The organism is Streptomyces sp. NPDC001222, from assembly GCF_042896945.1.
Lineage (GTDB): Bacteria > Actinomycetota > Actinomycetes > Streptomycetales > Streptomycetaceae > Streptomyces > Streptomyces gibsoniae.
This window is the reverse complement of the sequence record NZ_JBIAXT010000036.1, coordinates 58,424-82,045: the sequence shown is the minus strand read 5'-3', so window position 1 is coordinate 82,045 and position 23,622 is coordinate 58,424. Positions and strand designations below refer to the sequence as shown.

The window sequence follows — 23,622 nt, the reverse complement described above, 5'->3', positions numbered from 1 at the left end:
GAGAATTTACAGACTTCAGTCAACTCACAGTAAAAACACAGGGTTTCCTCTGTGTCGGCACAAGGGATTTCCCTGTATCGCCCGTAGTGGGAGCGCGAGTCCCTGCCGGATCACGGAACGGATCCAGCCTCAGCCGCGTCCCACCGTCGGACTCTCCCGACTCCACCCTGGGGGCATCGTGAGACACCGCTGCACCGGCGCTCGTTCACTCGCCGTGCTCGCCCTCATTGTTTCAGCCGCCGCCTGCGCGTCCGGCACCGGGGCCACCGCGCCCTCCAAGAACAGCCCGTCGGCCCCCGCCTCGACCCGGTCGTCCCACGGGACCCCGGCCCCTGCAGGCTCGTCAGCCTCCAGCTCCACCCGACCGTGCCTCAGCGGCACCGTCACGGTCCTGTATCCGGCGTCCGACAATCCCCTGCGTACCGCCTGCCTGCAGGTCGGCACGACGATCCGTCTCACCCTCAAGTCGCCGGCCAACTACAGCTGGGCACCGGTCAGGAGCTCCAACCCGAACACCGTCACGTTGCTCGACGACCACACCGCATCCGACGGCACTCGGTCCGCCACCGCGCGCGCCGCCTCTGCGGGGACCGCGACGCTCAGCTCGGCCGACACCTACACGCCCGACCCGCACGGTCCGCCCTCGAGGGCCTGGCAACTGACCCTCACCGTGGTCCCGTGACAGTCGTGCGCTACGACGGTTCGACGTGGACCAGCAGCCGCCAGAGCCGCGTCTGCGGCCCGAACCGATCTCCGCGAAACGACGACGTCGATCGCAGCTCCGCCTCACCGACACCCACAGCCCTGACCGTGGCCCGTACGGTTCCGTCCGTTGTTTCCGCCGCGATCACCGCCAAGGGCCCTGTGACCACTTCGACCGGCGTCCACCCATAGGCGGCTGATCCGTACAGGGTGATCGCGACCTCGTCGCCCACTTGTATATGCAGCGGCGGTGCCAGCGGATCCCCGGGACGGTGGAAGACCTCCAGCTGCCTTGCCTCGTCGTGCGCCACGTCCGAAAGCTAACGCGAAACCCCGTGACCTGACGGCGCTAGCCAGGAAGGCGCTCCGGCCCCGACGAAGCCCCGCAGGCACGGCCGGGTCACCCTGATCGCCGAACACCACCCCCGCGCCGTACGCCTCTTCATCCATCCCCAGCCCATCGGCGCTCCGAATCTCGGCATCCGCTCCTCGGCGCCCCAGACGCCTGGACAACCCCTGGCACTCCGCCGCCTTGCGCCGTAGCGACGGTAGGTGGACTCTCATGCCCAGAGCCGAAGCCGCCCGGATGGGTCGAGTGGTGCGGCAAGGCGGCAGAGACAGTCACTTCGACCAGAACCGGTCAGCTTGCCTGCCTGGGGCTCAGTGAGGATGCACCGACGCGACGCGGAAAAGGCGTGGCCCAGCCGCGTCCGAGGCCGTTCGTGCCATGGTTGACGAAGGACAGCTGGTAAGGCGGGACACAAGGGTGTCCGTCAATGCCGGTCACGAGTGGACGACGAGTCAACTCATTGTCAGCCCGCCCAGGCCAGGTTGAGCGCCGGTTCGTTCGAAGCCATCCGGCAGTGATCGAGTCACGACGTTGTGCCGGGATCGATGGGACGGTAGCGCAGTGCCGTCCCGGACGGGGTCTGACTCATGAGATCTATGACCGAAGTGTCCAGTCACAGGCGTGTCGACCGTCGTTGCGGGATGGCTTCTGCTGTCACCGAGCCACAGGGCGTGTCCCAATAGGGGCCTTGCCGATCTTCAGGCGCCATCACGGTTCAGACCGCCCGAGCGGGCCGGTGCCAATCACCCAGTACGTCACCACGCGGGAGGCGGACCACCATGACGACCAGCCAGCGCAGCACATACTCCAGTACCGATCCTCCCGTGCGGAGAGAGGTCGTACTGGGCGTGGACACGCACGGTGAGGTGCACGTCGCCGCCGTGGTGTCCCCGCTGGGCAAGATCCTGGGAACGGAGTCCTTTCCGGCGACGGTGGCCGGCTACCGGCGGCTGCTCGTGTGGGCCCGCAAGCGGGGTACGGTGCGCCGTGCCGGTGTGGAGGGCACCGGCACCTTCGGCGCGGGCCTGTCCCGCTACCTGCTGGCGCAGCAGGTCGAGGTGTACGAAGTGAACCGGCCCGACCGCTCGGCCCGCCGGCTGCTGGGGAAGTCGGATCCGCTTGACGCTCAGGCCGCCGCGCGGGCCGTGCTCAGTGGCCGCGCCCGGGCCCGGGCCAAGTCCGGCGACGGTCCGGTGCACAGCGCCCGGATGTTCAAGCTCGCCAAGGACTCCGCGGTCAAGGCCCGTACCCAGGCGATCAACCAGCTCAAAGCCGTCCTGGTCATCGCCGATCCCGCACTGCGGGAACGGCTGTCCAGGCTGGGCAACCGCGAGCTGTTCCGCACCTGCGCACGCCTCGGCCCAGGCGCCGGCGAGGACGGCGAGAACGCGGTGGCCCAGGCCACCCACATGACCCTGAGAATGCTCGCTGAGCGCATCGAACAGCTCACTGGGCAGATCGATGAGCTGAACCAACGCCTGACCCGGCTCGTCGAATACCATGCCCCGCAGCTGCTCGTACCGGTGGGTATCGGCCCGGACAGCGCCGTCACCCTGCTGATCACCATGGGAGACAACCCCGAGCGGCTGAACACCGAGGCATCCTTTGCTGCCCTTTGCGGAGTCAGCCCCGTCGAGTATTCGTCGGGTCGGCGGAGCACGCGCCGGCTCAACCACGGCGGCGACCGCCGGGCGAACACGGCCCTGCACCGCATCGTGTTCACCCGACTGCGCCACGACCCGCGCACCCAGGCGTACTTCGCACGCCGCACCCGGGAGGGCAAGACCCGACGCGAGATCATCCGATGTCTCAAGCGATATGCCGCCCGCGAGGTCTTCAACCTGGTCAGAACGGTACCCGGCGTTCCCCCGTTATAGGGGCGTCTGTGACAGCGCCTGTGATGACGGTGCCCCGCCGATCTCCCGGCGGGGCACCGCTGCAACTGGCCTAGGACGTTGGCTGGCGTCCGATGCGGCCATGGCTGTACTCCGGATCTCCGCTCTCCAGCGCACGGAGCAGGGACGCCGTGACGACACGCGTTTTACGGCCGATGTGTAGCACGCGGCACGGAAACTGCCCGCTCCGGATCAGGCTGTACCCGTTTGCCCTTGAGAATCCCAGCGCTCTTCAGGCGTCCTCCACGCTGCTCGTTCCGTCCCAGGTGGCGCGGATGTGAGCAGGGCTGTAGCGAGAGTCCAGGGACTCGTCGATCTTTGTGTGCATTCCGGGGTCTTTCGTCTTGGTGGCAGGTTCCCACCCCGACCCGGGCCTACGGAGGTCGCACGCGCAGGTGATCGGGGTGACCGTCCATACTCCGCGTCATTGCCGGTTTGGCTAACCGGCGATTCGGGGCTATGTTGCCTCGCTCTTCGTAGAAGGTCCCCTCTGACGGTTCACGCTGGCGTCGCCCCAATCAGACGGCACAACCGTCTTTTGGCGCCCGGCTGCCAGCGGGCTGGGCGGCGGAGCCGAAGTTATGGACAGTGCGTGCTCTTGTCCGTTGTCCACTGCTGAACGTCATGAGGGCCTGCCTGACCGGAACTTGTGATCTCAGAGGCTGCCGGGGCGGACCAGGCCGGTCCTCTTCACCCCGGTCAGGATGGGGGTGACTTCAAGGGTGGTGATGTGTTCGAGGGCGCCGATGGTGTCGCTGAGGAAGTGGTACAGCGCGTTGAGGTCGGTTGCCGCGACGGCCACGAGGAGGTTGGCGTGGCCGGTGGTGGCGGAGGTGAAGCGGACCTGGGGGTGGCGGCTGAGCTGTTGTCCGGTCTCCTCCAGGCCGCCGGGTGCGACGGTGATCCACAGGAGGGCTTCGGTGCGGATGCCGAGCCGGGCCAGGTCGACCTCGGTCGCGAGCCTGAGGACCTGGCCGCCCACCAGTGCCTCTACCCGGCGGCGGGCGGTGAGGGCGGTGGTGTCGGCGCGGCGGGCGAGGTCGGTGTAGGGGGCTCGGCCGTCCTCGGTCAGTGCGGTGATCAGCTGGTGGTCGAGGGGCTGGAGGACGGGGCGGGCGGGTGCCGCGGGCATGTCGGGCCGCAGGCTGGTCAGTTCGGTCTGCGTCAGCAGGCCGCCGCTCCAGTCGAAGGCGGCCGGGAAGACCCGGAGCAGGACGTGCGAGGTCCAGGACTGGACCGCGGGGGTGGCGGGCAGGTCGCGCAGCAGCAGGTTGTTGCGGGCGTCCGGGCCGTCCAGGAACAGGATGGTGCAGATCTCGTCGCCGCCGCCGAGGACGTCCACCCAGATCGTGTCGGGACGGCGGGCCAGGGTGGCGGCGATGGCGCTGATCCGGTTGGGCTTGCACCGGATGCGCAGGGCCAGCGGGATCAGCTCGGGGAAGTGCACGGGGTTGCGTACGGCGGTGGCCCGCAGTGTCCCGTCGTGGAACAGCGGTGCCGCTCGGCGTACGACGGTGCGCTCCGAGATGCCCAGGGCGCGGCCGACCGTGCGCCAGGATGCGCGTGGTGCGGCCAGCATCGCGGCGGCGATCCGGCTGTCCGTTTCATTGAGCTGATGGCGTGCTTTCTCCATGATTCAAGATCTTACGTCTCACTTCCTCGATTCAGACGGTCGTTTCTGGCTCGGATTCTCGCCTCGGCTTAGAAACGTCTCAGAGCAACCGAAACGAAAGAAAGCAGGTGAGCACGATGACCGCAGGTATCGAGCACACGGTGGTGGACACCGACCGGGGCAAGGTCAGGGGAGTCGCGGAGGGCGAGGCGGTTTCCTTCCGGGGTATTCCGTACGCCGCGTCGCCGGTCGGAGAGCTGCGGTTCGCCGCGCCGCAGCCGCACCCGGGCTGGACGGATGTGCGGGACGCGGCCACGGCGGGCCCGTCCGTGCCGCAGGCGGCCTCCCGGCTGGAGAAGGTGCAGGGGCAGCGCGTACCGGACTGGAACGAGGACGGCAGCCTGACCGTCAACGTCTTCACTCCGCGCCGGGCGCTGGAGGACGGCGCCGCCCGCCCGGTGCTGGTCTGGTGGCACGGCGGCGGCTTCACCAGCGGTTCCGGCGGCTGGGACTGGTACGACGGCGGCCGCCTCGCCGCACTGGGCGACATCGTCGTCGTCACCGCCAACTACCGGGTGGGACCGCTGGGCTACCTCTACCTGCCCGAGATCGGCGCGGCCAACGTCGGTCCCCAGGACCAGGCCGCCGTGCTGCGCTGGGTGCAGGACAACATCGCCTCCTTCGGCGGCGACCCGCGTACGGTCACCGTCGGCGGGCAGTCCGCCGGAGCGTACTCGGCCCTGTCGCTCGCGCTCGACCCCGCGACGAACGGATCCGTCACCCGGGTGCTGCTGCAGAGCGGTCCCTTCGGCCTGAACCCGCAGGATCCGCACCAGGCCGCCGAGAACGCCGACGCCTACCTGCGCCTGCTGGGTATCCCGGCCGGCACGGACACCGCGAGGGCCCTGCGCGCCCTGCCGGCCGAGCAGTTGCTGGACGCCTACGGCCGCCTGTCCGCCCAGCTCGCGGCTCCGGGCAACGCGGCTCCGCCGATGTACCCGGTCCTCGGCGCCCCCGGCATGCCCCGCACCGGGCAGCAGGCCCTCACCGACGGCGCCCTGGAGGGCAAGCCCCTGCTGATCGGCACCACCCGCGACGAGGCGACGGCCTTCTTCGCCTTCGACCCCCGCATCCAGAACCTCACCACCGACACCGCCCTGGACGTCCTCACCGCCCAGGTCGGCCGACAGACCGCCCAGGACGTCTACCAGCAGCACGCCGACCGCCTCCCGCAGGCGACACCGGCGCAGATCTTCACCTCGGTGCAGACCGACGGCCTCTTCCGCACCGGCTCGCTTCAGATCGCCGACCATCACGCGGCCGGTGGCAACACCACCTACGTCTACCAGTTCGACTACGCCCCCGCCGAGGACCCGTACGCCCTGGGCGCCACCCACTGCGCCGAACTGCCCTTCCTCTTCAACACCTTCGACGCCTACCCCGGAAGCCCGATCCTCGCCGGCGTCGGCGACACCCAGCGCGCCCTTGGCCTCGAATTCGCGACCGCCGTCGCCGAGTTCGTCACCAGCGGAACGACCAGCGACTGGTTGCCCTACGCCCCCGCGACCGCGGCCCGCGTCCGCCACTTCGGCTGAGAGAGGAGACCGTCATGAAGCACATCTTCCGCACGCCGACGATGCCGCACTGGGCCGAGTTCCTCACCCTCCTGGTCACCATCTACTCCTCGGACCGGCTGTACTCGCTGACCATCGCCGACCGGTTCGCGAACTGGAACCAGTGGGTGCGCCCGCTCCCCTTCACCCTGGCCTCCATCGCGCTCCTCGTCTTCTGCGTGATGCCGGGCGTCGGCCGGCTCTGGAAGACCCTGTACGCCAAGGCCCTGCACACGGCCGCCGCCCACTGAATCCCACCCGGACCCCGACACGTGATGCACATCACGTGTCGGGGTTCGAACTTTCCTGCCCGCACTGCATCCAGTCCGCGTCGGCCACGTTCGTCTCGGCTCACCAGGGAAGGCTCAATGGGTTATCTGCGCGGGTTCATCCCCTGGATCGCCGCCGGCTTCGTGTCGGGCTTCGTCGACTGGCGTTGGGGTGCGGTCAGCGGGTTCGCCTCGGGGCTGCTGCTCCTGCTCCAGGACCGCCGTCGCGGGGTCGGCCTGGACGCGCTGATCCTGGAGGCCGGCACCATCGCGTACTTCGCGTGGGTCGGTGCCGTCGCCGTTGCTCGGCCGCACTCGTTCCTGTCGCACCACACCGACGTCCTCTCCTTCGCCTGGCTGGCCGCCACGGCGTGGGGGACGCTGGCGATCCGCCGCCCGTTCACGCTGGGCATCGCCAAGCGCCAGATGCCGCGCGAGGTGTGGGACATGCCGGAGTTCGTCCGCGTCAACAACCACATCACCAGCGCTTGGGGCACCGGCTTCACGTTCATCGGCGTCAGCCTGCCGTCGCGGGCGCGGTGGATGCCCCTGCCTGGGTGGGCATCGCCGCCCATGTCATGGGCCTCGTCGGCCCCGCCGTCTTCACCAAGGTCTACCCCGCCCGCGTCCAGGCGCGCCTGCAGGCCGCCCAGGCGCCGGTCACGGCCGTACCGCAGTAGTCCCGAGCAGCAGTCCGTCCAAGAGGAGTGCGTACGCAGACAGGGCGGGATCCCCCGCCCCCGGCGAACAGCCGGTGCCGGAGGGGTGACAACGGCCACCGGCCGCTCGAGCGCCCGTGAACCCCAACCCACCCGGGTTGGAATCCCCTTCTTTTAAGAAGGGGAGGATGTCAATCGTCACTCCTCGATGGAACAGGCCCAGGTCAAAGACCCGGGCCTGTTCGCTGTCGATGGTGATCAGTTGTCGCGTGCCAGATGTCGTACGGCTCAGTGCTTGTTGACCGCGGAGGCCCAGTCGATGTTCACGCCCATGTCGGCGTACATCTTCGTGTAGCCGACGAAGCAGTTGAACTTCTCGACCTTGCCGTTGCGCAGGTACCAGAAGTCGGCGGTCGGCACGTCGACCTTCGCGCCGTTCGGCTTGACGGTGCCCGCCGGTGACTGCAGCGGGCCCTCGAACGTGCCTTGGATGGACAGTTCGATGCTGATCGTGTCGCCGTTCACGGTGATGCGCTTGAGTTCACGGTGGACGTCGGGGAAGAGGCCGACCATGTAGCGCGGGACGTCACCGAGAGCTGTGCCGCGGTAGGCCGCGCCGGCGACCATGTCGTTGAAGACGCCGTCCTTGGCGAAGCTGTCGACGAACGCGTCCGGGTCCAGGCTGTTGCCCTCCGCTACGTGGTACGCGTTCAGCACGACCGCGAGATTGGCTATCTCGTGCCGGGTCAGGTGGCGGTCGGTGAGGGGCAGCGCCGACAGCTCGCGAGGGCTGAGGGCCGCGGGGGCCTGAGTGTGGCCGGCGGTGTGGACGTGCGTGCTGCCGGGGACGGGGCTTGCGGCCTGTGTCGGTGCGGCGGCGAGGGTGAGACCGGCCAGGCTTGTGACCGCGGCCGTGGCGATGATCGTCTTCCATCCGAGCGACTTCATGTCGTGGTCCTCTGTGTCGGTTCTCCGGATCCGGGATCCGTCGAGACGGGTTCGCGCCGCTGCGGGCGCTCTTAAATCAAACGCTCGCTTGACTTTATGGACGGCTCTGCAGACATGTCAAGCGAATGATTGATTTACTTGCCGGGTGATGTCTGTCGCGCGCCTAGAGGGGGGCGCCGACCTGGCGTTTCACGGTCGCCGACGAGCCGCCCCGAGGCGATGAGCGCTTGACAGTAAAATCAAGCAGCTGTTTGAGTTCTCTTCATGGTGACAGAACGGACAGACCAGCGCCGTGAGGCCGGCCAGCGGACACGGGACGGCCTGCTGGCCGCCGCGCAGGAGTTGCTCGCGCAACGTGGCCAGGAGGGCGTGAGCCTTCGCGAGATCACCGACCGAGCCGGAGCCAACGTGTCCGCGGTGAGCTACCACTTCGGGTCACTGAAGGCGCTGTGCGACTCGGCGATTGAGAACGCGCTGGAGCGGTACCTCGACGCGCAGATCGACGAGGTCGCCTCGCTCGGCACCGCGTCCGGTGTCGAGGACGTGGCCGCGGCGTTCGCCGGGCCGATGATGCGTGCGCTGGCGGTCGGCGGACGGGATCTGGCGGTCATGCGGACGGTGGCTCGCGTCGGGATCGACCCCCCTGAGGGCTGGGGCCGGCTGACGGCGAAGTTCCAGCAGTCCCGCCGGGATGTTGTCAGGCACCTCTCGGCGAAGATTCCCGGCGTCGACGAGCGGGAGTGGAACTTCCGCATCAGGTGCGCGGCCGGCCTGCTGAACTGGCTTGTGTTGGCGCCCATAGGAACCGAACTGGCCGATGAGCCCCCGGAGCAGATCGAACGGTGGCTGGTCCCCGTGTTGGCCGGAGCACTCCGCGGCTCCCCGAACGCCGGCTGAACCGGGCTGATACAGCCGGCTTGGACGTGAGAGTCGACTGCCCTTGGCTCGCAACCCCGGCCTGCCCGCCGGTTCGCCGGCGATTCGGCACTGCGGCCTCACCGGCCCGAACCGCGCGCTCTGCCCCGAGCCGTCGGCCCGGAGTCTTCCCGGGCGGATCTCCTGGGCATCGGGGGCACATCTCACCGGTCCTCAGCCCATCTCGCCGTGTGGGCAACTGTTTGCACGCTCAAACAATCTGGTGGGTCTATATTCAAACAGTGAGCACCTCCGAGAGGCGCCGTCAGGCCCCGGAAACGCCCCGATCGTCCGTGGCGGGGGCGCAGCTGCTGGGACGTGCGGGCGAGCTGGAGCTGATCGACTCCCTGCTCGCCGCTCCCGGCCAGGGCGGCTCGGGACTTCTGATGTACGGCGAGCCCGGAGTGGGCAAGACGGCTCTCCTGGACGCGGCGGCGGCCCGGGCCACGGTTCTCGGAATGCGGGTCCTGCGCGCGTGCGGCGTGCAGGCGGAGGCCCGGATCGCGTTCTCGGCGCTGCACCAGCTGCTCTACCCCGTACGCCATGACGTCGACCGGCTCGCCGAGCACCATCGCGATGCCCTCCACGAGCTCTTCGGCCTGTCCCGGACCCCCGCTCCGGAGCAGGTGGTGTCGACGGCGGTGCTCGCCCTTCTGGAGCTGACCACGGCTGAGCGTGGACTTTTGCTGCTCGCGGACGACGTGGCGTGGTTCGACGAGGCCAGCGCGGCTGTCCTGGGCTTCGTCGTACGGCGTATCGCGGACGCCCCGATCGTCTTCCTCGCCGCCTCCAGGACCGGCACCGAAGACCTGTTCCGCCGGTCCGGGCTGCCCGAGCGCCGGGTCGAGTCGCTCGGCACGGAGGAGTCCGGGGCCGTCCTGGACGCGCACGCCCCGGGGCTGGCGCCCGCGGTGCGACGGCGCCTGCTGGCCGAAGCCGATGGCAACCCGCTCGCGCTCCAGGAGCTGCCCGCCGCGCTGACCGCCCGGCAGCGCGGAGGCCAGGACCCGCTGCCCGACCGGCTGCCGCTCTCACGACGGCTGGAGGCCACCTGCGCCGGACTGTTCGCCGAGCTGCCCGCGCCGACGCGCAGGCTCCTGCTGCTGGCCGCCCTGGACTCCGGCGCCGGACTCACCGTCCTGCGTACCGCCGCGGAGGGATCTGCCGACATCGACGACCTCGTACCGGCCGAGCGAGCCGGTCTGGTCCGCGCGCCGGCGGCCGGCTGCGGTCTCACGTTCTGCCACCCACTGATCGCCACGGCCGTCGTGAACCTGGCCCCACCCTGTGAGCGCCGAGCCGCGCACGAGGCGCTCGCCGCCGCCCTGGACGACGATCCCGAGCGCCACGCCTGGCATCTCGCCGAGGCCGCCACCGGGCCGGACGAGGCGGTGGCGCGGGCGCTGGACGAGGCGGCGCTGGCCGCCTGGCGGCGCGGTACCACCCCCGGCGACCGGTCGGCACCGGTCGGGGCGCTGGTCTCGGACCGGCGGCGGGTGGCCGCGTCCGCCGCGGTCACGGCACTGATGCGCGCCGGTGAGCTCAGCCCGCACCCGGTCGACCGGTCCCGCCGCCTGGTCGAGGCCGCCTTCCTCGCCACCATGACCGGCCAACTGGACCAGGTGAGCCGGCTGTTGGCCAACGCGGGACAGACCCCGGACACTCCGACCGGTCTGGTGTTCGCCGCCACCGCCCACCTCCTCACCCATGACGAGGGCGACGTGGATGCCGCCTACCGGCTGCTGGCCAGGGCCCTCGACGACGTCACCGGCGGCGCCCGGACCGACAACTGGGACCACCTCGGGATCCTGTACACCCTGCTGCTGGTCAGCCTCTTCACCCTGCGGCCCGAACCGTGGAAGCTGCTCGACACCGCGATGGCCCGGTTCCCGACGGAGGCGGTCAGCACGTTCCGGCTGTGCTACGACGCATACGTCGATCCCACCCGCAAGTCCGACGCGATCCGGGAGGGACTCGCCGACGCGTTCGCCGCACTGCCCACCGACGCGGCCCCTTGGCAGATCGTCCCGCTCGGGTTCGCCGCCGTCGCCCTGGACGCTCTGTCCGACTACCGCCACCTGCTGCACCGCATGATCGAACGAGAGCGCGACGGCGGCGCCATCGGCATGGTGATCCCCGCGCTGATGCTGCTCTGCCAGGACTCCTACGTCCACGGACAGTGGGACGAGGCGGAACGGCTCGCGCAGGAGGGGCTGGACCTGGCGGTGGTCTACGGCTACCAGTTCTGGGAGCACCAGGTCCGGGCCGTCCTGGCCTCGGGTGCCGCACTGCGCGGCGACGCCGCTCTTGCCCGTACCCGCAGCGAGGAGACCACGACCTGGGCCGCACCGCGCGGCATGGACGTGACGGAGGGCTACGCACGGTCGGCGCGCAATCTCGCGGCCCTCGGGCAGGGCGACTTCGAGGAGGCCCTCGTCCAGGCGGCGCGGATCGGCCCGCCGGGAGTCCCCACCCCCGGTGTTCCGGGCCGGTGGATGGTCCTGGACTACGTGGAGGCGGCGGTCCGCACGGGCCGTATCGAGGACGCGCAGGCACATGTCCGCGCCGCCCAGGAAGCCGGCATCCCCCGTATCGGGCCCCGCATCGAGCTGATCACCGCGGGGGCCGCCGCCGTCGCAGCGGACGACGGGGACGCCGCGAAGCTGTTCGAGGCTGCCCTGGCCCTCCCGGACGCCGCCCGCTGGCCCTGGGACTACGCACGCATCCAGTTCGCGTACGGCCAGTGGCTACGACGCACCCACGACATGGCCGGGGCGCGGGTGCAGCTGAGCGCGGCTCTGGAGACGTTCGACCGGATCGGCGCCGCGATGATGGCCCAGCGGGCCACGGCCGAATTGCGCGCGACCGGCGTGTCCGTCGCCCGGCCCGACGCGGTGCCGGAGCCGCTGACCGCCCAGGAACGGCAGATCGCCGAACTCGCGGCGACCGGCCTGAGCAACAAGCAGATCGGCGAGCGGCTGTTCCTGTCGCACCGCACGGTCGGCTCCCATCTGTACCGCCTGTACCCCAAGCTGGGCATCACGTCCCGGGCCGCCCTTCGTGGGGCGCTGGAAGCACTGGCCGCGGCCGAGGAGGACGACCACACGCTGTGAAGCCTGGGAGAACAGGCGGTGTACGGCGTTCGTGCGGGCCAGTTCGGGGAGTTCTCGCCGCAGCCGGACGACACGGTGCGGGCGGCCCAGAGGACGAACCCCCTTGGCCTGGCTGAGCTTGATCGTCAGCTGGTTCGGAGAGTTGCTGCCGGGCGGCCATCACCTCCACCACAGCGGCCGGGCGGACGGTCCCGACCTGTCCCGCTACTCGCCCAGCCGGTGCACCTCCGTCACGGTGTAGGACATCGAGGCGCGGAAACCGGTGCCGGTGCGCACGGGCGCCAGGTCCGCGAGTTCCTCGCCGCGGGCGGGGAAGAGGCTGATGTCGCCGGAGCCGACCCAGACGTCGGCGAGCTGCCGGTCGCCGAAGTCAGCCATGACCAGTTCGTGCACGGCGGGCTTGTCGTACTGGCCGGCGGCCAGCGACGGGAAGTGCCTGAGGTTGACCGTGGGCCGGAACAGGGCCGCGGGATCGCTCGCCGGCTCCTCCAGGGTGACCTGCGCCTCAGCCAGGGCGTGCCCGGCAGCCGACAGGGACGCGCCGAACTTCCCGCCCGCCGCGAGGGACGGCGATGCCTTGCCGGGCGCGGCGAAGACGCGGGTCTGGGCCACCGAGCCCAGCTTTTTTGGGAAGCCCTGAACCCAGCCGCGGGCCATGGCGAGGTCGTTGTCGACGTAGATGTACGGGCACCAGGACACCGGCTGGTCCCGGAACCGGGCGTCCACCAGCAGCATGAACTCGCGGTACTGGCTGCGCACCGGGTCGAGGTACTCGTCGTTCTCCGCGGAGAACTGCCAGTCGACGAAGAGCGCCACCACGCGCCCGTCGGACCCGGCGTCCGGAGTCAGCCCCTCCGGGAGGGTCGCCGCGGCCGCCGCCGGGTCCGTCCAGAACTCGACGCCGACGATGTCACCGGCGTAGTGCCACGGCGGAGCGGGGGCGAGATTCGCCTCTCCGCGAGGGGACAGCGGGTAGGTGTAGCCCTTCAGCATGGATACCTCCACAGAACGAGGGTCGGGCCGGACCGATCCATACTCCGCACCCACACGCCGACCGGCTTGGGTCAAATGACTGCTTCGCGTACGCGCGGGAAGAGGAGCAGCCCGGCCAGGTACTGAAATCACTCGGCAGGCGGCCCGACGAGGGCGGGACCGAGCTGATCCGTGACCGTCTGCGGCCGCCGGTGACGTGCGCTGGACAGGGATCCCAGCGGCTGCGGCCGGTCCCGCGCGGCCGTCTTAGGTCAGGTCTCACCCTGGCGTGCCAGCCACTCCTTCTCCTGTCCGGGTTCGGGCAGAACCCGGCCGCCTTCGACGGCGGAGCGGGCGGGTCCGTCCTGGAGCACCACCATTACGTGGTCCTCCGCCACCCCGGCGATCCGGGCGGCTGCGGAGGACAGCTCCAGCGCCAGCCGCGTGGCCTCCTGCTGCGGATGCCCCCGCCGGACCCATCCGTTGATGATCAACGGGGCTCCCGGTTCGCCGCCGGCGAAGACGCTGTCCGGTGGTGGCTCGGAGAAGACCACGTTGACGTAGGCCGGTGGCACATGGTTGATCGCCACGTGGATCCTGGTGATCTCGGCCGCCAGCGCGGCCTTCGAACCACTGGTCAGGGTCCCCTGGGCGGCGGTGCAGGTGTAGACGGGCATGTCGGCTCCTCTTCGGACCGGGGATCACCGTCCACGGGTCTTTCGTGTACGGCTCCGGGTTCGACGCCGTCGGCCGGATCGCGCGCGGGAGATCCGCGACGGCTCGTCCCACCCTCCGTCGGGTCACGGGGTTTCGCCTTCGGTCATCCGACTGAGGCCGCAACTGCGGCGGAGGCCCGGAGCTGCGCGGGCGGCGCGTTCCCTGCGGAGGGCACACGCTTAAGCAGGCTCTTCAGTCATTGGACGGAAGCCTTGGCGGGCGGCGCGGGGAACTATGTCATGAATCCTCCCCCCACCGGTCCCGGCACGAAAGCTGGTAGGTAGCCATGACTGAGCAAGCCACTGTCCGGAGCGGGACCTACGATCTGCTGCGCTCTCTCGGACTGACCACCGTCTTCGGAAATCCGGGCTCCACCGAGCAGCCCTTCCTGCAGGAGTTCCCTGAGGACTTCACCTACGTACTGGCCTTGCAGGAGGCTTCCGTGATCGCGATGGCTGACACCTTCGCCCAGGTCACCGGTCGGCCCGCGCTGGTCAACGTGCACTCCTCGGCGGGGTTGGGCAACGCCGTCGGCAACCTGGTGGCCGCCTACCACGGCAACACCCCGCTGATCGTCACCTCCGGCCAGCAGCACCGGGAACTGCTGATCGGCGAGCCCTACCTGGGCAACCGGGAGGCCACCACGCTCCCCAAGCCCTGGGTGAAGTGGTCGTACGAGCCCGCGCGCGCCGAGGACGTCCCGGAGGCGTTCCTGCGGGCGTACGCAATGGCCCTGCAGCCGCCCGCCGGTCCCGTCTACCTGTCCGTGCCGATGGACGACTGGAAGCGCCCCCTGTCCGGCTTCACGCGCACGCGGACCTTCAGCGACCGGGTCCTGCCCGACCCCGACCGGCTACGGAGCTTCGCCGACCGTATCTCCGCCAGCCGCCGTCCCGCGCTGGTGTTCGGTCCGGAGGTGGACAAGGCATGCGGCTGGGACGCGGCGGTCGCCCTCGCGGAGAAGCTGCGCGCGGCCGTCTACGGCTCCCCGCTGCTCGACCGCGCGTCCTTCCCCGAGGACCACCCCCTGTTCCGCGGGCCGCTCGGCATGTCGGTGAAGACGATCAGCGACCGGCTGACCGGGCACGACCTGGTCGTCGTGATCGGCGCCGAGGTGTTCCGCTACTACCCCTACGTCCCGGGCCCCTACCTGCCCGACGGCACGGAGCTCCTCCAGATCACCGGCAACCCCGACGTCGCCGCGGCGGCGCGGGTGGGCGACAGCCTGCTCGGCGACCCCAAGACAGCGATCGAGCAGCTCCTGGCCGCGGTCGCGGACGGAACCGCGCGGACCGCTCCCGAGCCGATGGCGCGCCCCCGGGTGCTTCCGGAGGCGCCGAACAGCCCGCTGACGCCCCCTGAGGTCTACGCCGCCCTGAGCAGCGTCAAGCCGGCCGACGCCGTCATCGTCAACGAGTCGACCTCCACCATGGCCCAGCAGATCGAGTGGCTGCCCACCACCCGGAGCGGCTCCTTCTTCGCCACGGCCAGCGGCGGCATCGGCTGGGGCACACCGGCGGCCGTCGGGATCGCCCTGGCCGACCGGCAGCGGGGCGTTCCCCGGCCGGTCGTCGGACTGATCGGCGACGGTTCCTTCCAGTACTCCGTGCAGGCCATCTGGACGGCGGCGCAGCACCGGCTGCCCATCGTCTACGTCGTCATGCGCAACCAGGAGTACTCGATCCTCAAGTCCTTCGCGGTGCTGGAGGAGACGCCGGGCGTCCCCGGCCTCGACCTGCCCGGACTGGACATCGCCGGTGTGGCCCGCGGCTTCGGCTGCCGCGCGGTCGACGTCGACACCACCGAGGACCTGCAACGCGAGTTCAAGGCGGCCCTGACCGCCGACACCACCACCGTCATCGTGGTGGCCACCCAGCCCCAGAAGGCGATGCTGTAACGGGAGCAGTGATGGATCTCGGACTCAAGGACCGTGTCTACATCGTCACCGGCGGCACCCGCGGTCTCGGTCTGGCCGCCGCCCGCGAGCTGACCTCCGGCGGTGCGAAGGTGGTGGTCAGCGGGCGCAGCACGCACTCGCTGGCCGCGGCGGAGGCGGAGCTCGGCGGCCCGGCGCAGGCGGTCGGCGTCGTCGCCGACAACGCCGACCCCGCAACGCCGGACCGGCTGATCGCATCGGCACGCGAGGCGTTCAGAGGGCTGGACGGCGCGCTCATCAGCGTCGGCGGCCCGCCGACGGGCACCACGGACGCCGTCGACGACGAACAGTGGCGGGCCTCCTTCGAGGAGGGTTTCCTGGGCGCGGTGCGGTTGTCGCGGGCCGTCGCCGCGCAGCTGGGCGAGGGCGGGGTGATCGGTTTCGTGCTCTCCACCTCGGTGTACGAGCCGATTCCCGGCCTCGCCGTCTCCAACGCCCTGCGCCCGGCCCTGGCCGGGTACGCGAAGACCCTCGCCGGTGAACTCGGCCCCCGGGGCGTGCGCGTGGTCGGCCTGGTACCCGCGCACATCGCGACCGACCGGGCCCTCGAACTCCAGTCGATCACCGGCGACGCGGACCGCACCGCCGCCGGTATCCCGCTGCGCCGGCTTGGCACCCTGGGGGAGTTCGGCCGCATCGCAGCATTTCTGCTGTCGCCCGCCGCTTCCTACGTCACCGGCGCGATGGTGACGATCGACGGCGGAACCCGGACCAGTTTCTAGGGCATCAAAAAACCGGCGTAGGCCGGCACGGTCGCAGCAGTTGATGGCGGTGACACCCAGAGCGGTGGCGAACCCTTCCTTGAGCGTGGCGTTCAGGACCAGGCCGAGCGAGCCGAGCTGGTCCTCTATGCCATCCCAGTACGCCTAGTGGATGGTGCCCCGCTTGCTGTGGCACACATCCGGGGCCAGCTTGTGGCGAAACTGCTGAACGGTCAGCTGCCGGTTCATCTGGCGGCGGTAGGTGTCGTCCACCGGGTTGGCCACGGCTGGCAAGTGCCCCGGACGCGTGGGCTCCTCGGCGAACTTCCCGTACGCCTCAGCCTGCTCATCAGTTAAGAATTCCACCGGCACCCGGCGGACGGTAGCCACCCCTCACCAGTGATCAACGATCTTCCCGGGAACCCCAGCGCGGCACCCGATCACTGTGCTAGCCCACCAAGATCAATCTCAGCGCCAGCGGCTGTACCGATGTCCCAAGGCCAGAACAGACCGGCGGTCGCGGAATCTCAGTCGTGTACCCCTACTCGCAGGATCTCGACGCCGCGCTCATGCCGTGGTTGACGGATCGCAGACGACCAGCCCGACGACACGCACGAGCCCCCCACCGCAGTGGTGAACTCCTGAATATTCGACGTCTTATGGCCGTTCGGCCAACTGAGGGAACGGCGGGAATCGACCCGGAATGCCCTCCGGTCGGCAGTGGCTGGGGGCGTGATGATCAGGGCACAGCCCACCACCCGGGGAGAACACCCGATGAGCGACACCAGAGTCCCCCTGAAGCAGCGAGTCGGCCGGTACGGTGCCTGGAGCATCGAACTGCGCTCGGAGGACCCGGCCCGGCGCGGCGAACTGGACGAGGCCGCGGCCGAACTGGAGGAACTCGGGTACGGCGCCATCTGGCTCGGCAACAACAGCACCGCCGACCACGCCGCCCCGCTGATCGGGGCGACGCGCCGCATCGTCGTCGGCACCAGCGTCCTGAACATCTGGCAGCAGGAGGCCGCCACGACCGCGGCCGGCTTCACCGAGGTGGAATCGGCGTACCCCGGCCGCTACCTGGTGGGTCTCGGTGTGAGCCACGGACCGCTGGTGAAGGACTACAGCCGCCCGTACGCGGCGATGACCGGCTACCTCGACGAGCTGGACGAGGCCGGCGTCGCCGCCGACAGCAGGGTGCTGGCCGCGCTGGGCCCGAAGATGCTGAAGCTGTCCGGCGAGCGGGCGGCCGGCGCCATCCCCTATCTCGTCACGCCCGAACACACAGCCCAGGCCCGCGAGATCCTCGGCGAGGGCCCACTGCTCGCCCCGGAGCTGAAGGTGGTCCTGGAGACCGACCCGGCCAGGGCCCGCGCCCTGGCCCGCGACACCCTCGCCAATTACCTCACCCTGCCGAACTACACCAACAACTTCCTGCGGCACGGCTTCACCGAGGCCGACCTGGCCGAGGGCGGCAGCGACCGCCTGATCGACGCGGTCTTCGCCTGGGGCGACGAGAACCGCATCCGCGACCGCATCGACACCTTCCACCAGGCAGGCGGGGACCACGTGGCCCTCCAGGTGCTCACCGGCACCCACAGGGACAAGCTCCCGAGGGAGGAATGGCGCAGGCTCGCTTCTCTATGGGGATAACGGCCTCCTCTCGAAAAACCCGCACGTTGTGCGAGGCACTTCCGAGAGAGGCGATTGCGAACGCTGGGGTGCACATGACGTCCATTTCCCCTCATCGGGAGCCGATCCGCGTCGGTGTCGTAGGACTGAGCGCGAGCGGCGGGTGGGCGGCCACCGCCCATGTGCCGGCGCTGGCCGGGCTCGACGGATACGAGTTGCGGGCGCTGAGCGCCAGCAGCGCCGAGTCGGCGCGTGCGGCCGGCGAGAAATATGCGGTGCCGCTCGCCTTCGGCAGCGCAGAGGAGCTGGCCCGCAGTGAGGAAGTCGATCTCGTGGTGGTGACGGTGAAGGTTCCGCACCACCTGGAACTCATCCGGCCCGCGCTGGAAGCGGGGAAGATGGTGTTCAGCGAGTGGCCGCTCGGTGCCAACCTCGCCCAGGCCGAAGAGCTGGCCGACCTCGCACATCGCAAAGGTGTGCTCACGGCTGTCGGCCTGCAGGCCCGGTCGGCCCCGCCGCTTCGGTATCTACGGGACCTGGTCGCCGACGGCTACGTGGGGCGGGTGCTGTCGACCAGCATGCTCGGGTCGGGCTGGATCGGGGGTGCCACCTACGACGACACCTACGCGTACGTGCTGGACGTCACGAGCGGCGCCACGCTGCTGTCGATCCCCTTCGGGCACTCGGCCGACGCGCTGACCATGGTGCTCGGGGAGTTCCGCGAGGCGTCGGCTCACATCGAGAACCTGCGCCCGGAGGTCACCCACGTCACGAGCGGGGCGGTCGCGGCCAAGACCGCAGAGGACCAGATCGCCGTCACGGGGGTGCTGGAGTCGGGGGCCGTGGCCGCGATGCACATCCGCGGTGGGACGTCCCGCGCCACCGCGTTTCACTGGGAGATCAACGGCACGGAGGGCGATCTTGTCGTCAAGGCCGACCAGGCCCAGTGGTGGTACGGGGGGCTACGGCTGTACGGCGCCCGGGGAGAGGACGGCACCTTGGCTGAACTTCCGGTTCCCGCCCGCTGTCAGCGGTCGCTCACGCAATGGACCGAGCGATCCGCCGAAGCCGCCTGCAACGTCGCCCACGAGTACGCCCTTCTGCGCGACCAGATCACCGGGAGCCTTGCGCCGGACGAGGACGGCGTTCCCGACTTCCGGCACGCCGTCCGGCGACACCGCATGCTGGAGCGGATCCGAGAGGCGGCGCGCACGGGCCGGAAGGTCACACTCACAGAGCAGGGCGCGTAGGTCCCGAAGTCAGTCAGGTCGTGAGTTCGACTGCTTCGCCCTCGGCAGGTCGGGCTTGTTCAGGCGCGAGGTCACCTCTGTCCGGAATGCCGGATACATGCACTGGCGTTGGAGCATGGTGCGAGAACATCCCTACGACGAGGGGACGGATGCCATGCCTCTCGAGGGCGAGTATGAACCCAGCACGACGCAGTGGGTGCGCGAGCAAGTGGAGGCGTACGAGGAATCGGGCGGCACCAAGGGGGCGACACTGTGGGACACGGGGTGGCCCGTGGTGGTGATGACCACCCGGGGCGCCAAGACCGGCAAGATCCGCAAGGCGCCGGTGATGCGCGTCGAGTGCGACGGGCGCTATGCGGTGGTCGGCTCGTTGGGCGGATCCCCCAGACATCCTCTGTGGTACTTCAACATCAAGGCCGACCGGCTGAACACGTTCCGCGCATTCCCTCACCCCGACGAGCGGGTTTCGCCGGTTGCCCGGGGCTGGAGAAGGAGCCGAGACCCACGTCCGCGCACTCAAGTCACGCCCGGAGCCGGCTGACGTGGCTGCAAGCCGGATAAACAGAGAACACCAGGTTGGTGCTGTCCTACGGTGGGGTCTGACTCCTGAGATCGCCGGTCCAGTGGAGCCTTCCTTTCAGTGCGGTCCGTGGAAGTGCGGGCAGGCCGGACCGTGACGCTCCGAGAGATGGTCGATGGAGGGCGACCGTAAGGCGGCCCAGACGGCTGTCCGCCATTGCCGGTCACGAGTGGGCGGGGAGTCAACTCCTTCTCAGCCTGCTCCGGCCAGGTTGGGCATTGGTTCGGGCGAAGCCATCCGGCTGTGGTCGGGACGTGCCGACGCGCCGGGATCGATGGGACGGTTGCGCGATGCCGTCCCGGACGGGGGTCTGACTCTTGAGATCTTTGACCGAAGTGTCCAGTCACAGGCTTGTCGACCGTCGTTGCGGGATGGCTTCTGCTGTCACCGAGCCACAGGGCGTGTCCCAATAGGGGCCTTGCCGAGTTCCAGGCGCCATCACGGTTCAGACCGCCCGAGCGGGCCGGTGCCATCCACCCAGCACGTCACCACGCGGGAGACGAACCACCATGACGACCAGAGAGCGCAGCACCTCTTCCAGCACGGATCCGCCCAATCGGAGTGAGGTCGTCCTGGGCGTGGACACGCACGGCGAGGTTCACGTCGCCGCCGTGGTCTCCCCGCTGGGGAAGGTCCTGAGCACAGAGTCCTTTCCGGCGACGGCCGTTGGCTACCGTCGGCTGCTCGTGTGGGCCCGCAAGCAGGGGACAGTGCGCCGGGCCGGCGTGGAGGGCACCGGCACCTTCGGCGCGGGCCTGTCCCGCTACCTGCTGACCCAGCAGATCCAGGTGTTCGAAGTGAACCGGCCCGATCGCACGGCCCGCCGTCTGCTCGGCAAGTCGGACCCGCTCGATGCGCAGGCCGCAGCGCGAGCCGTGCTCAGCGGTCGCACCCGGGCCCAGGCCAAATCCGGCGACGGACCCGTGCACAGCGCCCGGATCTACAAACTCGCCAAGGACTCCGCAGTCAAGGCCCGCACACAGGCGATCAACCAGCTCAAGGCCGTCCTAGTGATCGCCGACCCCGCCCTGCGGGAACGGTTGTCGAGCTTGGGCAATGCCGAGCTGTTCCGCGCCTGCGCGACCCTCAGCCCACCCGATGGTGGGGGAGACGAGGACGCGGTGGCCCAGGCCACCCACATGACGTTGCGCATGCTCGCCGAGCGCATCGAGCAGCTCACCGGACAGATCAATGAGCTGAACCAACGCCTGACCCAGCTCGTCGAACACCACGCCCCGCAGCTACTCGTACCGGTGGGTATCGGCCCGGACAGCGCCGTCACCCTGCTGATCACCATGGGAGACAACCCCGAGCGGCTGAACACCGAGGCATCCTTTGCTGCCCTTTGCGGAGTCAGCCCCGTCGAGTATTCGTCGGGTCGGCGGAGCACGCGCCGGCTCAACCACGGCGGCGACCGCCGGGCGAACGCGGCCCTGCACCGCATCGTGTTCACCCGGCTGCGCCACGACCCGCGCACCCAGGCGTACTTCGAACGCCGCACCCAGGAAGGCAAGACCCGGCGTGAGATCATCCGATGCCTCATTGGGGAAGTATCGATGCTGCGGCCCAATCCATGGGCCGTGATTCCCCGGTGAGTGTCGGGGGACGGCCTCGTTGCCGTGCCGCGCTCGACGGCCAGTTTGAGTATTGCCGCCCCTGACACGCCGAGGCCCCAGACCGGCGTCAAGGACATGCCCCACCGAGGGCCGAACAATGAGGAACCGGCAGACGGGTCTCGTCACCTGCGGAGTCAACCACCAACTCCGGTAGAAGGGACGGGATTGATGTTCGTCGGATGGGACTGGGCCAGCGCCAGCCACGACGTGACCGTCATTGACGACCGCGGAACCGTGATCGACCACTGGGCCTTCCAGCACAGCGAAGACGACTTTTCGGCGGCCTTGGCCCGGCTGTCCAGCCATGGCGCCCCGGCTGAACTGCCCGTCATTATCGAACGTTCCAGTGGGCTGGTCGTCGACCGCTTGCTCGAGGCCGGATACCCGGTCGTGCCTGTCCACCCAACTGCCTTTCACGCCGCCCGACCTCGATGGGGCGCCTCCGGTGCCAAATCCGATCCCGGTGACAGCTACAAACTCGCGGACTATCTACGCACCGACGGCCACCGCCTGCGCCGCCTCGTGCCTGTCGACAGCGGCCTACGAGAACTCCAAGCCCTCGTGCGCCTGCGCGATGACCACGTTCGTGCACGCACGGCCGCCGGCAACCAGCTCGGTGCTCTGCTCGAGCAGCACTGGCCCGGACCCAAGAACCTGTTCTGCTCGCTCGTCTCCGACATTGCCCTGGACTTCCTGACGGACTACCCCACGCCGCAGTCAGCCGCCCGACTCGGCGAAGCCCGCATGGCCGCCTTCTGTAAGCGTCATGCCTACCGCGGCGGCAAGCCGGCATCCGCACTGCTGGCCCGACTCCGCTCCGCTCCCATCGCCCCCGTCAGCCTCCCCGCGGACGTCCTCACCGCGCTCATCACCGCGCAAGTCCAGCTTCTGCGCAGTCTGCAGGCCACCATCGCCCAGCTCGAGACGACCATCAAAAACCGTCTTGCCAAGCACCCTCGGGCCCTCCTCCTCGCCGAGCTGCCGGGCGTGGGCACCATCAACCTTGCGCAGCTGCTCGCCGAGGTTGGCCCAGTCCTTGACCGCGTCGAGTCCGCCGAACAAGCCGCCGCCGAGTGCGGAGCCGCACCGGTGACCAAGGCATCCGGGAAGACACACGGCGTCTACTTCCGGTGGGCCGCCAACACACGCGCCCGCAAGGCCATCACTGCCTTCGCTCACAACTCCCGCATGCAGTCGCCGTGGGCCGCCACCCTCTATGCCAACGCCCGCGCACGCGGAAAACGCAACCCTCACGCCACCCGGATCGTCGCCCGCGCATGGCTCCGTGTCATATGGGCTTGCTGGCAAAACGCCACCCCTTACGACCCCTACAGCCACCCCGCTGCCCAACGCCTCACAGCCCCCTGACTTGACTCAGAGGACTCAAGCGATATGCCGCCCGAGAGGTCTTCAACCTGGTCAGGACGGCATCTACCGATCCCGCGTTATAGGGGCGTCCGTGAGACGTGAGAGGGTCTGGGGCGTGAGTGAGACACCACCGAACACCCTGCAATACCGCTTTGACGGGCCAGAAGACGCTCCGGTCCTGATCTTGGGTCCCTCACTGGGTACCACATGGCACATGTCGTAGAAGCCGTCCAGGACCGTCCATCCAGTCCTGTGCGGGCACATATGTCTAGGTTCGAGATCCTGTGCCGAGCGGGTGTCCACGGGGTTTGTGACTCGCCGGTGACAGCTGGCAGTGCGACAAGGCCCCCGTCGGGTGGTTGTGTTTTGGTCTGGCTCGGCGGCATGGCTGGCGCGATGGTGGATAAGGCGAGCGCTGAGCCTCGACGGACTGGATGCGGGCTTCTTCTGTGGCGCCTTCCCGGTGGATGGGCCTGTGGCGTGCCGCTTCGATTTCGGCAACGCGCGCCTTTGCTCGGAGGTTGCGCTGGCGGGCGTGATCTCTTGGGCGGTCTCCGCAAGCTGGTCTTCGGTGGAGCCTTCGACGGTGTCGGTCCGTTGGGCACTCGAGGACCGGTATTCCGTGTGCCGACGGACTACCGGACGTGAAGCCGCAGCCTCTTCCTCTTCGGCCGGAAGTAGTTTGCGGTGCGGCGACGTCGCGGCAATGCCCGGTGGCGCGGGCTTCGTCCTGCCGGCTCCCGGCAGAGCCTGGGCGCCACGGATCACCGGACGCTCC

At 69.4% G+C, this 23,622-nt stretch carries 20 protein-coding genes; 14 read left to right on the top strand and 6 right to left on the bottom strand.

The genetic code is table 11. The annotated features are described in order from the left end of the window. The first annotated feature begins 178 nt into the window (after positions 1-178). Complete coding sequence (locus tag ACFY2Z_RS34525; protein WP_390747960.1) at positions 179-682, top strand: hypothetical protein; 504 nt, start codon at positions 179-181, stop codon at positions 680-682. A gap of 10 nt (positions 683-692) precedes the next feature. Here ACFY2Z_RS34525 and ACFY2Z_RS34520 read toward each other — a convergent pair whose 3' ends face one another. Continuing rightward, a complete protein-coding gene (locus ACFY2Z_RS34520) occupies positions 693-1,013 on the bottom strand; it encodes a hypothetical protein (RefSeq protein ID WP_390747959.1) in 321 nt (106 codons plus the stop codon). 817 nt (positions 1,014-1,830) lie between these two features. Between ACFY2Z_RS34520 and ACFY2Z_RS34515 the strand changes: the two genes are divergently transcribed. After that, entirely contained in the window at positions 1,831-2,928 is a 1,098-nt protein-coding gene (locus ACFY2Z_RS34515; protein ID WP_390747958.1) for an IS110 family transposase, read from the top strand. Between the two features lie 673 nt (positions 2,929-3,601). On the opposite strand, the gene ACFY2Z_RS34510 is transcribed toward ACFY2Z_RS34515, so the two are convergent. Next, positions 3,602-4,579 (bottom strand): AsnC family transcriptional regulator, encoded by a 978-nt coding sequence (locus ACFY2Z_RS34510; protein ID WP_390747957.1) that lies wholly within the window; start codon positions 4,577-4,579, stop codon positions 3,602-3,604. Positions 4,580-4,695: 116 nt separating this feature from the next. Here ACFY2Z_RS34510 and ACFY2Z_RS34505 point away from each other — a divergent pair, with 116 nt between their 5' ends. The 3 genes from ACFY2Z_RS34505 (at position 4,696) to ACFY2Z_RS34495 (ending at position 7,277) form a co-directional block, all read left to right on the top strand. Continuing rightward, on the top strand, positions 4,696-6,153 hold the full coding sequence (locus tag ACFY2Z_RS34505; protein ID WP_390747956.1) for a carboxylesterase/lipase family protein: 1,458 nt from the start codon (positions 4,696-4,698) through the stop codon (positions 6,151-6,153). A gap of 14 nt (positions 6,154-6,167) precedes the next feature. Beyond that, a complete protein-coding gene (locus ACFY2Z_RS34500) occupies positions 6,168-6,422 on the top strand; it encodes a hypothetical protein (RefSeq protein WP_390747955.1) in 255 nt (84 codons plus the stop codon). Between the two features lie 117 nt (positions 6,423-6,539). Then, entirely contained in the window at positions 6,540-7,277 is a 738-nt protein-coding gene (locus tag ACFY2Z_RS34495; RefSeq protein ID WP_390747954.1) for a hypothetical protein, read from the top strand. A 110-nt stretch (positions 7,278-7,387) separates the two neighbouring features. On the opposite strand, the gene ACFY2Z_RS34490 is transcribed toward ACFY2Z_RS34495, so the two are convergent. Continuing rightward, on the bottom strand, positions 7,388-8,047 hold the full coding sequence (locus ACFY2Z_RS34490) for a nuclear transport factor 2 family protein (protein ID WP_329509374.1): 660 nt from the start codon (positions 8,045-8,047) through the stop codon (positions 7,388-7,390). A gap of 264 nt (positions 8,048-8,311) precedes the next feature. On the opposite strand from ACFY2Z_RS34490, the gene ACFY2Z_RS34485 reads away from it, so the two are divergent. Continuing rightward, complete coding sequence (locus tag ACFY2Z_RS34485; RefSeq protein WP_329509373.1) at positions 8,312-8,944, top strand: TetR/AcrR family transcriptional regulator; 633 nt, start codon at positions 8,312-8,314, stop codon at positions 8,942-8,944. Between the two features lie 260 nt (positions 8,945-9,204). After that, positions 9,205-12,075, top strand: a complete 2,871-nt coding sequence (locus ACFY2Z_RS34480) for an AAA family ATPase (protein WP_390747953.1) — start codon at positions 9,205-9,207, stop codon at positions 12,073-12,075. A gap of 204 nt (positions 12,076-12,279) precedes the next feature. On the opposite strand, the gene ACFY2Z_RS34475 is transcribed toward ACFY2Z_RS34480, so the two are convergent. Beyond that, positions 12,280-13,068, bottom strand: coding sequence for an acetoacetate decarboxylase family protein (locus ACFY2Z_RS34475; RefSeq protein WP_390747952.1), 789 nt, complete (start codon positions 13,066-13,068; stop codon positions 12,280-12,282). Positions 13,069-13,319: 251 nt separating this feature from the next. Then, positions 13,320-13,724 carry a tautomerase family protein gene (locus tag ACFY2Z_RS34470; RefSeq protein WP_329509370.1) on the bottom strand — a complete coding sequence of 135 codons (405 nt, stop codon included), beginning with the start codon at positions 13,722-13,724 and terminating at the stop codon, positions 13,320-13,322. Positions 13,725-14,050: 326 nt separating this feature from the next. Here ACFY2Z_RS34470 and mdlC point away from each other — a divergent pair, with 326 nt between their 5' ends. Next, positions 14,051-15,661 (top strand): benzoylformate decarboxylase, encoded by a 1,611-nt coding sequence (mdlC, locus tag ACFY2Z_RS34465; RefSeq protein ID WP_390747951.1) that lies wholly within the window; start codon positions 14,051-14,053, stop codon positions 15,659-15,661. 11 nt (positions 15,662-15,672) lie between these two features. After that, positions 15,673-16,422 (top strand): SDR family NAD(P)-dependent oxidoreductase, encoded by a 750-nt coding sequence (locus ACFY2Z_RS34460; protein WP_390747950.1) that lies wholly within the window; start codon positions 15,673-15,675, stop codon positions 16,420-16,422. A gap of 144 nt (positions 16,423-16,566) precedes the next feature. On the opposite strand, the gene ACFY2Z_RS34455 is transcribed toward ACFY2Z_RS34460, so the two are convergent. Then, entirely contained in the window at positions 16,567-16,767 is a 201-nt protein-coding gene (locus tag ACFY2Z_RS34455) for a hypothetical protein (RefSeq protein WP_390747974.1), read from the bottom strand. 408 nt (positions 16,768-17,175) lie between these two features. On the opposite strand from ACFY2Z_RS34455, the gene ACFY2Z_RS34450 reads away from it, so the two are divergent. The 5 genes from ACFY2Z_RS34450 (at position 17,176) to ACFY2Z_RS34430 (ending at position 22,844) form a co-directional block, all read left to right on the top strand. After that, a complete protein-coding gene (locus ACFY2Z_RS34450; protein WP_390747949.1) occupies positions 17,176-18,051 on the top strand; it encodes an LLM class F420-dependent oxidoreductase in 876 nt (291 codons plus the stop codon). 74 nt (positions 18,052-18,125) lie between these two features. Then, positions 18,126-19,280: a Gfo/Idh/MocA family oxidoreductase gene (locus ACFY2Z_RS34445; RefSeq protein WP_390747948.1), complete on the top strand. Its 1,155-nt coding sequence runs from the start codon at positions 18,126-18,128 to the stop codon at positions 19,278-19,280. Positions 19,281-19,434: 154 nt separating this feature from the next. Then, positions 19,435-19,821, top strand: a complete 387-nt coding sequence (locus ACFY2Z_RS34440) for a nitroreductase/quinone reductase family protein (RefSeq protein WP_390747947.1) — start codon at positions 19,435-19,437, stop codon at positions 19,819-19,821. A 548-nt stretch (positions 19,822-20,369) separates the two neighbouring features. After that, entirely contained in the window at positions 20,370-21,455 is a 1,086-nt protein-coding gene (locus ACFY2Z_RS34435) for an IS110 family transposase (RefSeq protein ID WP_390747946.1), read from the top strand. Positions 21,456-21,644: 189 nt separating this feature from the next. Continuing rightward, positions 21,645-22,844 (top strand): IS110 family transposase, encoded by a 1,200-nt coding sequence (locus ACFY2Z_RS34430; RefSeq protein WP_390747945.1) that lies wholly within the window; start codon positions 21,645-21,647, stop codon positions 22,842-22,844. Positions 22,845-23,622: the final 778 nt, after the last annotated feature.